We start from the raw sequence: 13529 nt of genomic DNA on the forward strand, positions 1-13529 counted from the left end.
CTTTGTAGGAGCCGGCTTGCCGGCGAAGGTGTTTTCATAGGCGCTACAAGGCTCGAAACTGCCTTCGCCCGCAAGCCGGCTCCTACATGATCACCTGTGCAATGAAATCATCAGGTCGTGGAGTGAGCATTTTTCCTGAAGCCACGCAGATTCATGGCGCACAGGCAAAATTGCAATACGATCAGGGCATAGGCCTGAGTGTGGTACCCCCATATCACCCACAACACGTTGCTCACGATAAAACAGATGAAGCCCGAGACCCGGCGTTCAGGGTTTTGCGAACCGATCAGCCACGCCGCCAGCACTGTGACCAGCATGGCTGGCCATTGCACCCAATCGAGATAATCCATTGCTGTCCTCTTGTGTGGTCAATCCAGATGAACTTGTCAGCAGCGGTTTCTTCTAAAGGTCTTTGCAGCCCTTGTGTGATTCCTGTGCCAAGAATACTGACCGAGGCCCCGGCCGAAGAAACCCTCACCGAACACAATGCCAAAATGTTTGGTTCGCCCAAGGAGCGTCTGGATTTCTATCGCAGGGAGATCCAGTACGAAACCAGCATTCTGGCCAATCGCACCGACGCCTACCTTGCCGCGCAATCGTTTTTGCTGATCGCCTTTGCCTCCTGCATGTCCAACCTCAACCCGGAATGGGGCAAGCTCTTTACCCTGGTGGTGCCTCCATTCCTGGCATTGTTGGGGGTGCTCAGTTCGCTCAACGCGTGGCCGGGTATTCGCGCGGCATACGACATTATTGATCATTGGCATTTCAAGCAGAGTGAGTTGTTGCGCAGCGAGCCTTTGATGGGCCTCGCCTATGATGAATCGCCGTTGTTCAGTGAGATGGAATCGTCCCATAAGGGCTACCGCAAATCCTTGTTGTTTTCGGTGCGTACGCCGTGGATTTTTGCCACCTTCTGGGTGTTGCTGGGTACCTATGCGGTTTATATCCAGGTGACGAATCCCGGGGGATGAACCGGGCGGAAAAAGGTCGGCGGGTCACGTGGAAAAACCCCTGTGGGAGCGAGCTCGCTCGCGATGGACTGAAGAACAGCGCGTTCATTCAGACAGCACGCATTATCGGTGACGTCCATCGCGAGCAAGCTCGCTCCTACAGGTGTCCGTCCGCTTTGCCAGCGGTAGAACGCACCATCAAGCCGCCATGTTGCCCGCGCTCATTTCTTTCTTGTACTGGGCCTTCAAGGTTTCCATTTGCGCCCCCAGCTCTTCCAGGGTGGCTTTGCCCAGCAGCTTTTTCGCCTGAGGAAACATTTCCGTCTCTTCCTCTTCGATATGATGCTCCAGCAGTTCCTTGACCACTTTCACCCGACCGGCGAATTCGGGCGTCGAGGGGTCGGTGACTTTCAAGTCGGGCAGCACCAGTGAATCGACCGTGCGATGTTCTTCCTTGGCTTCGTAATACATCACGTCCTGTTCCTTGCCCCCGGCTTTCTTGTACGCCGGGTACAAGACTTCTTCTTCAAGACGGGTATGAATGGTGATCTCCATCTCCAGCTTGGCCAGCAGTTCGCCGCGTTTTTTGATACCACGCTCGGTGGATTCGCTTAATTGGGTCAGGATGCCCTTTACGCGTTCATGGTCGGCTTTCAACAGGTCTATGGCGTTCATGGTCGAGTCTCTCAACTAGTCAGGGGATGAGCGCGAACGGTCTCAAGGCCGAAGGTCGCTCCTGGTACTGGAGCATTTGTCGTGCCCGTTATCGATCTCTTTTAACCTGCATATAAATCAATAAGATAAGTCAGCTGATGGCAAACTGAAGTCGTGCAGGCTGCATGAGTCTGGAAATTGACTCATGCACTTCGCGGCGTCGCCTTTTACCCTGTTGATAGTGTGATTTTCAGCCTTGACCGCTGATCTGATTCGCCAATCATGCAACTGAACTCGAGCTGCCGCATGCACCTGCTGTTACACCCTGGATTCGGCTTCCCGGTGCAAACGTTGCGCGTTTTGCGTAGACGGCGAAACCGGAGGGAAATCCGCGTTCAGCACGCGCAAGTGTTCGATCGCTTCCTGGAACTTCAGGTTGGCCTTCCTGCGTATGTCCAGATAACGATCGAACAGCTCCCCATCCATCTCGCTGTCCTCGAGCAACTCGAAGGCGCTGCGGCTGAGCGCCTGGGCTTCGGCGAACATCTGTCTATTGCGTTCCAGGGCGAACGCCCGGCAGGCTTTGATTTCTTCGCAAGTTGAATAGTGAATCATGACCAGCACCTTATTTCTCGAGGTTCCTTTTTCTAGGCTTGGGGCCACAGGGGGACCGAACCTGAACCATCCCGCCGTCCAGAATCCGGGGGGATTAAGCGTGTGACCTGCCGGATTGCCCAAGGATTTCAAATTTATGCAGGCGAAAATTCGATGATTCCAGCGATAAAAGCTCAGCAGTAAATCAAATATCCTGTTTTTTACGCCGTTCATATCGAGCCAGGATCGGCTGGGTGCTGATTCCGTGAACCAGGATGCTCAGCGCGACCACGGACAAGGTCAGATCGATGCACAGCGTTGCGATGGACGGCGCCAACCCATGGTTCAATGCATAAAACAGATAGAACAAACTGCCGATACCGCGAATGCCGAACCAGCCGATCAGCAGGCGCTGGCGCATGTCCAGCAAACCACCCCAAGGCATGGCGACCACGCTCAACGGTCGAATCAGGCAGAACAACCCGCCGGCAATCGCCAATGCGCGCCAATCCCAGTGAGCGACCAGCACCACGCCGAGCAGCGTCACCAGGAACACTTCCATGGCCCGCTCCACCAACCCCCCGAAGGCGAGCATGTCGCTCATCATGATGCCCGCTGCAACCTGAGTGTCTTCAAGGAGTGCGGTGTCACCGTGCACGGCATGCTGCGGCTCGACGTTCTGATGCCCGACAACGGGTTGAACCAGGTGCTCGGCGGGAAGCTCGTCCGTACCCGTGGACTTGACCTCTTCCTGACGCAGACCCAGGCCCGCCGCGAACACCGACAGGAAGCCGTAGCCATGAATCGACTCGGCCACCACATACGACAGGGCGATCAAGGCCAGGGCCAGGTAATCGTTCGGTGAAAGGGTGCTGTCGTCATTGTGGATCCGCAGCGACAAGGTCACCCGGCCAATACCGCGTCCCATCCAATAGCCGGTGAGCAGGCCGGCAGGCACTGCCCATAGCACACTGCGCAGCACCCAATCGCCCAGCCAGCCAGGATTGCCATCGTGCTGCACCAGCAGCAGACCAAGGATCACGAAGGGAAAGGCAATGCCGTCATTGAGCCCGGCCTCACCCGACAGGCCGAAGCGCACCCTGTCATCATCCCGGGCGTCGTTGACTTGCACCAGGGAGGCAAGTACCGGGTCGGTGGGGGCCAGGATCGAGCCGATCAGCACCGAAGCCCCCCAAGGCAGCTGGAAGGCGTAGTGCAACAACAGGCAGACGCCAGCGATGGTCAACAGCATCACCGGACCGGCCAGCCCAAATGCAATCCGCCAGTTTTTTTCCCTGAGTGGCGAGCGCAACTTAAGGCCGCAGACGAATAGCGAAAACAGCACCGCGACTTCAGTCAGGTGCTCCATCCAGATGGACGCGTCCGTGGTATCCAGTTTCAACAGCCCGAGTCCCGCCGGGCCGATCACCACCCCCAGTACCAGGCACACGGCGGAGGTGGTCACCGGCATCCAGCGCAGGTACGACGAGGTCAGTGCCAGCGTCAGCAGCACTGCCCCTAATACCGCCACCCAGACAATGAAACTCATGATTGGTGTTCACTGCGGGCGGCGTGGGCCTCAAGGGCGGAAGTCATCAACCGACAGTCGCGCGCAGGTATTCAGGCGTCAACAGGTTGAACCAGATCAGGATCATTTCCACCAGGATGGTGACCAGCACCAACAACCCGACCCCCCAGACGCAAGCCGCATTCAACAGGCCTTGTTCCTTGCGCTCGTGCATGAAGGTCGGCAGGCCGACGAACAGCAGGAAGGTCGAATACAGCGAGGCGGCGCCCAGCACGGCGATCGCCAGCCAGCGGCTCGGGTACAGGCCGGCAATGCCGGCGAGGAAAAACGGGGTCACGGTATAGGCCGCAAACCCGATGCATTGATTGACGGTCGGCCGCGAGTCGAACGTGCGCGACATCCATCTGATGAACAATCCCATCAGCGCCACGCCGGCGACGATGGTCACGTAGAGCAACCCGCACAGTTGCAGGGCACTGCCGGCGCTGAGCTTGACGATTTCATTTTCGGCCAGGCTCCAGCCGACATAGGTGGTCCCGATAAACAGGCACACGGGGGGAATCAAGGCCAGCAGCAACAAATGAGCGAGGTAATGGCGCGGATGCGCTTCTTCTTCCTTGCGGATATCCGTCCACGCGAAGTTCGGTTGGGTGAACAGCTTGACGATAGGTGCGGACATGACGACCTCCTGGGCTGGAGCGGCCCGTGACAGGGGCCCTTAGTGTATTGAGGGGGAAGTTTTGCCACGGGTTCATTTTTTCTGCGCAAGCGTAGGGCGGGCTCCGATAGAGGGAATGTTTGCAGGTGGTCAAGGTCAACCGAGCAGTTCCCAGCCTGGATAATTTGCCATGAACGTCAGCCAATCGGTGGTCGAGTACCTGCGTCAAAACGACTTGCTGCTGAGCACCGCCGAGTCCTGTACGGCCGGCAAGATCATCACGCTGCTCGCAGAAGTGCCGCACAGCGGGGAACTGATCGAAAGCGGCTACGTGGTCTATTCCCCCGAGGCCAAGCAACGATTGCTCAACGTCAGCCCTGAGACCATCGAAACCTTCAACCTGACCAGTTGTGAAGTTGCCCGGGAAATGGCCTCGGGTGCTCTGCGCGACAGCACGGCCAATGTCGCGGTGGCGACCACCGGCATCCTTGGGCCGGAAGACGTCGATGGCATTCCGGCCGGCACCATTTGTTTCGCCTGGGCCTTCCAGACGCCGCAGGGGCGTAGGGTTTTCAGCCAGCAATCGCGGTTCTTCGGGACACGTTCAGAGGTCCAGTTGTTGGCCGCCGAGCATGCCTTGAAGCTGCTGCCGCATTTCCATCAGCGGGCACTGGCCGGCGAGCAGGACCCGGGAGCACTCGATGAACGATGAGTCCGGCCATACCGATTACCGCAACCGCGACTATCCCGTACGTGAAGATATGGCGTACCAGGTCAAGGTCTGGCGATTCGAGCGTTGGGGCTGGTACACCTTGGTATTGCTGGTGGTGCTGGCGTTGCTCGGGCTGTTTTCGCGCGGGCCGCTGAGCACCCGGGATGTGCAGGGCGGTGACGGCAAGGTCCGGGTGCAATACGAGCTGTTCCATCGCAATGGATCGACAAACCCCATGCAGCTCAGCGTGATCGGTACGCCCGATGCCATGGTCGAACTGGAACTGTCCGGAGCGATGCTGGATGGCTTCAGCATCGAGAGCCTGCAGCCGGAACCCATCCGTGCCGTCAGTGCCGGAGAAGGCATGAAGTTGTGGGTCCAGACCGACGCGCAAGGCCGGGCCAACCTGCATCTGACCTTGCGCGGAGATGGGCTGGGGCTGTTTCACAGCCGTATCGCTTCACCGGGCGCCACCGCGGTGGACTTCGATCAATTCATTTTCCCATAGGTGACCTTATGGACTCGGTATTGCGCGCGACTGTGATGTATCTGGCGCTGATGGTGCTGTTCAAGATCGCCGGCCGGCGCTCCCTGGCCGAGTTGACGACATTCGATTTCGTGCTGTTGATGATCATTGGCGAGGCGACGCAGCAGGCGTTGCTGGGTGATGACTTTTCCATGACCAACTCGATGCTGGTCATTGTCACGTTGATTGCCATAGACGTCGGCCTGTCGCTGCTCAAACAGCGCTCGCAATGGGTTTCGCAGTTGATCGATGGCGGGCCGACGATCATCGTCGAGAATGGCAAGCTGTTGCACAAGCGCCTGCGCCACGCGCGATTGATCGAGGCCGACGTCATGGAAGCCGCGCGTTCCAGCCAGGGCATCGAAACCCTGGATCAAATCAAGTTCGCGATCCTGGAACGCAACGGCAAGATATCGGTGATTGCCATGTAGGAGCGAGCGGTGCGGCGGTCCGACTTGCCCGCGAATCGGGCGCTTCGGTGTCTCTGTTGTACCGCGTTATCGTTCTTCGCCTGTAGGAGCGAGGCTTGCCCGCGAACCAGGCGCTGCGGTATATCTGTTGTACCGCGTTATCGTTCTTCGCCGGCAAGCCTGGCTCCTACAGGGCCAGGCGTGCGTTGGCATTCAAAGCATCGGTTTACCGCCGGTAATACCATAACGCTGGCCCGTGATGTAACTGGCTTCGTCCGAGGCCAACAGCACATAGATCGGCGCGACTTCAACAGGCTGCCCCGGCCGCCCGAGAGGCGTCTGCCCGCCAAAGTTCTGCACTTCTTCATCGGGCATGGTCGAGACGATCAACGGCGTCCAGATCGGCCCCGGTGCCACGCAGTTCACCCGGATGTTCTTCTCGCCCAGCATCTGCGCCAGGCCCGCGGTGAAGTTGGCGATTGCGCCCTTGGTCGTGGCGTAGGGCAGGAGCGTCGGTTTGGGCATGTCCGAATTGACCGAACTGGTGTTGATGATCGAACTGCCGGGTTGCATATGCTTCAGCGCGGCCTGGCAGATGCGGAAAATCGCGGTGATGTTGACATCGAAGGTCATGACCCATTCGTCGTCGGGAATGTCCTCGAAGTTTTCGTGGGTCATCTGGAACGCGGCGTTATTGACCAGCACATCGATCCGGCCGAAGCGTTCGACTGTCTTGTCTACCAAGGCCTGGCATTGTTCCTTTTGCGCCAGGTCGCCGGGCAGCAACAGGCATTGCCGTCCGGCCTGCTCGACCCAGCGTGCGGTTTCCTGTGCATCTTCATGTTCGTTGAGGTAGGCCACCACGACATCCGCACCTTCACGGGCGAAGGCAATGGCGACGGCGCGACCGATGCCGCTGTCGGCGCCGGTGATCAGGGCGATCTTGCCCTCCAGCCGGCCCGAACCTTTGTAACTTTGCTCGCCGCAGTCCGGGTAGGGGTCCATTTTCTTCTGGGAGCCAGGGACTGGCTGGCCTTGTTTGGGGAAGGGTGGTTTTGGATAGTCATTCATTGGGAAATCTCCGTTCTCGAGGTAGCAGAGTCAGAGGGTTGACCCTGGTGTTTTGCCTTGAGTTCGGTTGGATTTCGGAGGCTGTCGAATCTCTCAATCCCAACAGATAACCCTGTGGGAGCGAGCTTGCTCGCGATGGCGGCCTTACAGTCAACAACTGTGTTGAATGTGATGGCCTCATCGCGAGCAAGCTCGCTCCCACAGGGGGGGGCGCTGCCTTGAGGGGCGTGTCAGGCCTTGCGATTGCGTAAACTGCGCTCCATCCGCGCAATGCCTTCTTCCAGCAACGCCCGCGGGCAGCCGAAATTCAGGCGCACGAACTGTTGGCCGTCATCGCCGAAATCCAGGCCGGCACTGAGCCCGACCTTGGCCTGTTCGAGGAAGAATTGCTGCGGGTTGTCCAGCCCCAGCGCTGAACAATCGAGCCACGCCAGGTACGTGCTTTGCGGCACATTCATGGTCACGCCCGGCAACCGGGTGCGAACGGCGTCGACCAGGTAATCGCGGTTGCCTTGCAGATAAACCATGAGCCCGGCCAGCCAGGGGCCCGCTTCGCTGTAGGCGATGCGGGTGGCTTCCAGGCCCAGCGGATTGACGCTGTCGACCAGGCCGCAGCGCGCGTGGTTGACGCGCTCGCGCACGGCTTTGTCCTGAATGATCATGAACGAGGTCTTCAGCCCGGCAATGTTATAGGCCTTGCTTGCCGACATCAGCGTGATGGTGCGCCTGGCAATTTCAGGACTCAACGTGGCGATCGGCAGGTGCACGCGCCCATCGAAGCACAGTTCGGCGTGGATCTCGTCGGAGATGATCCAGGCGTCCTGTTCCAGGCAGATGTTCGCCACGGCTTGCAGTTCTTCCCGTGGGAACACCTTGCCCAGCGGGTTATGCGGGTTGCTCAACAGCAGGGCGCCGCCGCCTTCCAGGGACTGGCGCAAGGCCTGCAGTGGCGTGGCATAGGTACCGTCAGGCAGGGCGTCGAAACCCAGTTCGACCTTGTTCAGCCCCCAATGCCCCGGCGCATGGCGCAACGGCGGGTAGTTGGGGGTCTGGACCACGACATTCTGTTGTGGCTGCACCAGTGCATGCAGGGCCATGTTGAAGCCCGACTCCACGCCCGGCAGGAAGATCAGCTCCTGGGGCTCGACGCGCCAGGCGTACTTCTTCCACAGGTCGGCAACGATGGCATTGCGCAAGTCGTCCTGCGCCACGCTGTAGCCGAGCAACGGATGCTCAAGACGTTTTTGCAGGGCCTGGATGATCACCGGCGGCGCGGCGAAGTCCATGTCGGCGACCCACATCGGCAATACGTCGGCCGGGTAACGGCTCCATTTGGTACTGCCGGTGCCGTGGCGGTCGAACACCTGATCAAAATCGAAAGTCATGCTCATCTCATAAAGGCCGGGATTAATTCGGCAGACATGATAAGCGCCAAGCCACTGTAGGAGCGAGACCGGCTTGCTCGCGAAAGCGGTGAATCAGGCGACATCAATACCGACCGGCACGCCGCCAACCCCTGTAGGAGCTGGCTTGCCAGCGAAGACGGTGGCACAGGCAACGAAAATGTCGGATGTGAAGACCCCTTCGCCGGCAAGCCAGCTCCTACATTCCGGGGGTGTGACAGAAAGATGGAAATTGCCCGACTGTCGGTTTTCACACAATCGACCAAAGCATTGTCTACAGTTTCAAATGTCGGTAGCCACGCTGCCGTCACCGTGATCGTCCAGAAAAACCCGGCAAAGTACCGGGTCTCCACCTGATCAGGAGTGCACGATGGACCTCAACCGTCGTCAGTTCTTCAAGGTCGCTGGTATCGGCCTTGCGGGCTCGAGCCTCGGCGCGCTGGGCATGGCCCCCGCGACTGCCTTCGCCGAGCAGGTGCGCCACTTCAAGCTTGCCCACACCCATGAAACCCGCAACACCTGTCCGTATTGCTCGGTCGGCTGCGGGTTGATCATGTATAGCCAGGGCGATGCCGCCAAGAACGTCGCGCAAAACATCATCCACATCGAAGGCGATGCCGACCACCCGGTCAATCGCGGCACCCTGTGCCCCAAAGGCGCCGGCCTGCTCGACTTCATCCACAGCCCCGGTCGCCTGCAATACCCCGAGGTGCGCAAGCCGGGTAGCAGCGAGTGGACGCGGGTCTCCTGGGACGAAGCGCTGGACCGCGTGGCCGACCTGATGAAGGCCGACCGCGACGCTAACTTCGTCGAGAAGAACGACGAGGGCAAAACAGTTAACCGCTGGCTGACCACCGGTTTCCTGGCGGCCTCGGCGGCGTCCAACGAAGCGGGTTATATCACCCACAAGGTCATTCGCAGTCTCGGCATGCTGGGGTTCGACAACCAGGCGCGTGTCTGACACGGCCCGACGGTGGCAAGTCTTGCCCCGACGTTTGGCCGTGGTGCCATGACCAATACCTGGACCGATATCGCCAACGCGAACCTGATCCTGGTGATGGGCGGCAACGCAGCAGAAGCGCACCCGTGCGGCTTCAAATGGGTCACCGAAGCCAAGGCGCACAACGCCGCCAGGTTGATCGTGATCGACCCGCGATTTACCCGGACCGCTTCGGTGGCCGACTATTACGCGCCGATTCGCACCGGCACCGACATCGCCTTCATGGGCGGGTTGATCAATTACCTGCTGACCGAGGACAAGATCCAGCACGAGTACGTGCGCAACTACACCGACCTGTCGTTCCTGGTGGACCCCGGTTTCACGTTCGAGGACGGGATCTTCAGCGGCTATGACGCGGCCAAGCGTCGTTATACCGACAAGACCACCTGGAACTATCAATATGCTGCAGACGGATTCGCCATGGTCGATCCGACCCTGCAAGACCCGCGCTGCGTCTACCAGCTGCTCAAGCAGCACTACAGCCGTTACAACCTGGAACTGGTGAGCCAGATCTGCGGCATGCCAACCGAATCGATCCAGAAGATCTGGGAAGAAATCGCCACCTGCTCGGCACCGGGCAAGACCATGACGATTCTCTATGCCCTGGGCTGGACCCAGCATTCGATCGGTTCGCAGATCATCCGCAGCGCGGCGATGGTGCAACTGTTGCTGGGCAACGTCGGCATGCCCGGTGGCGGGGTCAATGCCTTGCGCGGACACTCCAACATCCAGGGCCTGACCGACCTCGGGTTATTGTCCAATACCTTGACCGGCTATCTGACCCTGCCCAGCGACAGCGAACAGGACTACGACACCTACATCTTCAAACGGGCCCTCAAGCCCCTGCGCCCCGGGCAGATGTCCTACTGGCAAAACTACGGCAAGTTCCACGTCAGCCTGATGAAGTCCTGGTACGGCGCCAATGCCACGGCAGACAACCATTGGGGCTACGACTACCTGCCCAAGATCGACGTTCCCAGCTACGACATCCTGAAAATGTTCGACATGATGGGCCAGGGCAAGGTCAACGGCTACATGTGCCAGGGCTTCAACCCGATCGCCGCGCTGCCGGATAAAAACCGGGTGACGGCGGCATTGGCCAAACTTAAGTGGCTGGTGATCATGGACCCGTTGGCCACCGAAACCTCGGAGTTCTGGAAAAACGTCGGGCCGTACAACGATGTGAAGAGCGCCGACATCCAGACCGAAGTGATTCGCCTACCCACCACCTGCTTTGCCGAGGAGGACGGCTCGCTGGTCAACAGCAGTCGCTGGCTGCAATGGCACTGGAAAGGCGCCGACGGCCCCGGATTGGCGCGGACCGACATCCGCATCATGAGTGAATTGTTCCTGCGCCTGCGCCAGCGTTATCAGGCCAATGGCGGTGCCTATGCCGAGCCGATGATGAAACTGTCGTGGCCCTACAAGGTGCCTGAAGAACCGTCGCCGGAAGAACTGGCCAGGGAAATCAACGGCAGCGCCACCGCCGACTTCACTGACGCCACGGGCGCGACGATCAAGGCCGGCGCGCAACTGGCCGGGTTCGGTCAGCTCAAGGACGACGGTAGCACCGCGTCAGGTTGCTGGATTTTCTGCGGCAGCTGGACCGAGGCGGGCAACCAGATGGCCCGGCGCGACAACAGCGACCCGTATGGCACGCACCAACACCAGGGCTGGGCCTGGGCCTGGCCGGCGAACCGACGGATTCTCTACAACCGCGCCTCGTGCGATCCGCAAGGCAAACCCTGGGCCGAGAACAAGCGCCTGGTGTGGTGGAACGGCAAAACCTGGGCCGGCACCGACATCCCGGACTACAAGGCCGATTCGCCACCGGAAGCCGGGATGAATCCGTTCATCATGGCGCCCGAAGGCGTCGGGCGGTTTTTCACCCGGGACAATATGGCCGAAGGCCCCTTCCCGGAACACTACGAACCCTTCGAAACGCCGATCGGCATCAACCCGCTGCACCCCAACAACAAGGGCGCCACCAGCAACCCGGCGGCGCGGATCTTCGATTCGGTGTGGGACACCCTCGGCGTGGCCAAGGACTATCCGTACGCCGCCACCAGCTACCGGCTGACCGAGCATTTCCACTTCTGGAGCAAGCATTGCAAGCTCAACGCCATCACCCAGCCCGAGCAGTTCGTGGAGATCGGCGAGGTACTGGCCAAGGAGAAAGGCATCGTTGCCGGTGACAAGGTGCGAGTCAGCTCCAGGCGCGGCTTCATCGAAGCGGTGGCGGTGGTGACCAAGCGCATCCGGCCGCTGCAGGTCAACGGTCAGGTGGTGCACCACATCGGCATTCCGTTGCACTGGGGCTTCACCGGCCTGACGCGCCACGGTTACCTGACCAACACCCTGGTGCCGTTCCTCGGCGATGGCAATTCCCAGACCCCGGAATCCAAGTCATTCCTGGTCAACGTGGAGAAAGTCTAAATGGCCAGCCAAGACATCATCGCCCGTTCGGCCACCACCACGGTTTCGCCTTCGGTGCGCATTCAGGACGAAGTGGCCAAGCTGATCGACACCACCAAGTGCATCGGCTGCAAGGCCTGCCAGGTCGCCTGCTCGGAATGGAACGAACTGCGTGACGACGTTGGCCATAACCTCGGCACCTACGACAACCCCCATGACCTGAGCGCAGACACCTGGACCCTGATGCGCTTTACCGAGCATGAAACCGATGCCGGCAACCTCGAATGGCTGATTCGCAAGGACGGCTGCATGCACTGTGCCGAACCGGGTTGCCTGGCGGCGTGCCCGAGCCCGGGAGCGATCATCAAGCACGCCAACGGCATCGTCGATTTCGACCAGGACCATTGCATCGGCTGCGGTTACTGCATCACCGGTTGCCCGTTCAATATTCCGCGTATTTCGCAGAAAGATCACAAGGCCTACAAATGCACCCTGTGCTCGGACCGGGTGGCGGTGGGCCTGGAACCGGCCTGCGTGAAAACCTGCCCGACCGGGGCGATCGTGTTCGGCACCAAGGAGGACATGAAAGAACATGCTGCCGAGCGCATCGTCGACCTCAAGAGCCGTGGCTTCGAAAACGCCGGCTTGTACGACCCTGCCGGTGTCGGCGGTACGCACGTCATGTATGTGTTGCATCACGCGGACACGCCGGTGCTTTACGCCGGCTTGCCGGATCATCCGACGATCAGTCCCTTGGTCGACCTGTGGAAAGGCGTGAGCAAACCCCTGGGGTTACTGGCCATGGGCCTGGCGGTGCTGGCCGGGTTCTTCCACTACGTGCGAGTCGGGCCGCAGCTGGTCGAGGAGGATGAGCTCCCGGGCGTCGTCGATCCGGCGGTGCATGAGGTCGATCCGTCGGTGCATACCTTTGATCCGCGCGGGGAGGACAGATCATGATCCGCAGACAGATCCTGCGCTACACCGCGAACCAGCGCACCAATCACTGGCTGGTGGCGATCTTCTTCTTCCTGGCGGCGCTGTCGGGACTGGCCTTGTTTCATCCGGCGCTGTTCTGGCTCAGCCACCTGTTCGGCGGCGGCCCCTGGACGCGCATTCTGCATCCGTTCATGGGCGTGGTGATGTTCGTCCTGTTCCTGGGCCTGGTGCTTCAATTTTTTCGGGCGAACTTCTTTATCACCAATGACCGTCTGTGGCTGCGCCGTGTCGGGCCGGTGATGCGGAACGAGGAGGAGGGCGTGCCAGCGATCGGCAAGTACAACCCGGGGCAGAAGCTGCTGTTCTGGACCTTGCTGCTGTGCATGCTGGTGTTGTTGTTCAGCGGCCTGGTGATCTGGCGCGCGTATTTCAGCCAGTACTTCGGCATCACGGCGATTCGCTGGGCGATGCTGCTGCACGCCGTGGCCGGTTTGATCCTGGTGCTGAGCATCATCGTGCATATTTACGCCGGCATCTGGATCAAGGGTTCGGTCAGCGCGATGACGCATGGTTGGGTCAGTCGCGCATGGGCGAAAAAACACCACGAACTCTGGTACCGGGAAGTGACCCGGGACGAACACCCCGAGCGACCGGTCAACAGAAAAGGATAAC

At 59.9% G+C, this 13529-nt stretch carries 14 protein-coding genes; 7 read left to right on the plus strand and 7 right to left on the minus strand.

Going from position 1 to position 13529, the window contains the following annotated elements:
* Positions 1 to 110: 110 nt before the first annotated feature.
* Positions 111 to 350, minus strand: coding sequence for a hypothetical protein (locus PMA3_RS13795; RefSeq protein WP_064677670.1), 240 nt, complete (start codon positions 348 to 350; stop codon positions 111 to 113).
* Positions 351 to 434: 84 nt separating this feature from the next.
* Here PMA3_RS13795 and PMA3_RS13800 point away from each other — a divergent pair, with 84 nt between their 5' ends.
* Positions 435 to 971 carry a hypothetical protein gene (locus tag PMA3_RS13800; protein ID WP_064677671.1) on the plus strand — a complete coding sequence of 179 codons (537 nt, stop codon included), beginning with the start codon at positions 435 to 437 and terminating at the stop codon, positions 969 to 971.
* Between the two features lie 177 nt (positions 972 to 1148).
* Here the strand turns inward: PMA3_RS13800 and PMA3_RS13805 are convergent, their stop codons facing one another.
* From PMA3_RS13805 to PMA3_RS13820, 4 genes are all read right to left on the minus strand, one after another.
* A complete protein-coding gene (locus PMA3_RS13805; RefSeq protein ID WP_064677672.1) occupies positions 1149 to 1625 on the minus strand; it encodes a hemerythrin domain-containing protein in 477 nt (158 codons plus the stop codon).
* 297 nt (positions 1626 to 1922) lie between these two features.
* Positions 1923 to 2219: a hypothetical protein gene (locus tag PMA3_RS13810; RefSeq protein ID WP_064680702.1), complete on the minus strand. Its 297-nt coding sequence runs from the start codon at positions 2217 to 2219 to the stop codon at positions 1923 to 1925.
* A 184-nt stretch (positions 2220 to 2403) separates the two neighbouring features.
* Entirely contained in the window at positions 2404 to 3747 is a 1344-nt protein-coding gene (locus tag PMA3_RS13815; RefSeq protein ID WP_064677673.1) for a cation:proton antiporter, read from the minus strand.
* 46 nt (positions 3748 to 3793) lie between these two features.
* The gene (locus PMA3_RS13820) at positions 3794 to 4405 is read right to left on the minus strand and encodes a Yip1 family protein (RefSeq protein ID WP_064677674.1); all 612 of its coding nucleotides are present in this window, start codon (positions 4403 to 4405) and stop codon (positions 3794 to 3796) included.
* Between the two features lie 169 nt (positions 4406 to 4574).
* Here PMA3_RS13820 and PMA3_RS13825 point away from each other — a divergent pair, with 169 nt between their 5' ends.
* From PMA3_RS13825 to PMA3_RS13835, 3 genes are read left to right on the plus strand one after another with little or no spacing between them, the layout of a single operon-like run.
* Positions 4575 to 5096 carry a CinA family protein gene (locus tag PMA3_RS13825; protein WP_064677675.1) on the plus strand — a complete coding sequence of 174 codons (522 nt, stop codon included), beginning with the start codon at positions 4575 to 4577 and terminating at the stop codon, positions 5094 to 5096.
* Positions 5086 to 5604, plus strand: coding sequence for a hypothetical protein (locus PMA3_RS13830; protein WP_064677676.1), 519 nt, complete (start codon positions 5086 to 5088; stop codon positions 5602 to 5604). Before PMA3_RS13825 ends, PMA3_RS13830 begins: the two co-directional genes overlap by 11 nt.
* 8 nt (positions 5605 to 5612) lie before the next feature.
* Positions 5613 to 6053, plus strand: coding sequence for a DUF421 domain-containing protein (locus PMA3_RS13835; RefSeq protein WP_064677677.1), 441 nt, complete (start codon positions 5613 to 5615; stop codon positions 6051 to 6053).
* Positions 6054 to 6245: 192 nt separating this feature from the next.
* Here the strand turns inward: PMA3_RS13835 and PMA3_RS13840 are convergent, their stop codons facing one another.
* Both PMA3_RS13840 and PMA3_RS13845 read right to left on the minus strand, forming a co-directional pair.
* Entirely contained in the window at positions 6246 to 7103 is an 858-nt protein-coding gene (locus PMA3_RS13840; protein ID WP_064677678.1) for an SDR family oxidoreductase, read from the minus strand.
* 230 nt (positions 7104 to 7333) lie between these two features.
* Positions 7334 to 8488 (minus strand): MalY/PatB family protein, encoded by a 1155-nt coding sequence (locus PMA3_RS13845; protein ID WP_064677679.1) that lies wholly within the window; start codon positions 8486 to 8488, stop codon positions 7334 to 7336.
* Positions 8489 to 8876: 388 nt separating this feature from the next.
* On the opposite strand from PMA3_RS13845, the gene fdnG reads away from it, so the two are divergent.
* From fdnG to PMA3_RS13865, 3 genes are read left to right on the plus strand one after another with little or no spacing between them, the layout of a single operon-like run.
* Positions 8877 to 11942 carry a formate dehydrogenase-N subunit alpha gene (gene fdnG / locus PMA3_RS13855; protein ID WP_152032260.1) on the plus strand — a complete coding sequence of 1022 codons (3066 nt, stop codon included), beginning with the start codon at positions 8877 to 8879 and terminating at the stop codon, positions 11940 to 11942.
* A complete protein-coding gene (gene fdxH / locus PMA3_RS13860; protein ID WP_064677682.1) occupies positions 11943 to 12878 on the plus strand; it encodes a formate dehydrogenase subunit beta in 936 nt (311 codons plus the stop codon).
* Positions 12875 to 13528 (plus strand): formate dehydrogenase subunit gamma, encoded by a 654-nt coding sequence (locus PMA3_RS13865; RefSeq protein ID WP_064677683.1) that lies wholly within the window; start codon positions 12875 to 12877, stop codon positions 13526 to 13528. Before fdxH ends, PMA3_RS13865 begins: the two co-directional genes overlap by 4 nt.
* Position 13529: the final 1 nt, after the last annotated feature.

Source organism: Pseudomonas silesiensis (genome assembly GCF_001661075.1).
In the GTDB taxonomy this organism is placed as follows: domain Bacteria; phylum Pseudomonadota; class Gammaproteobacteria; order Pseudomonadales; family Pseudomonadaceae; genus Aquipseudomonas; species Aquipseudomonas silesiensis.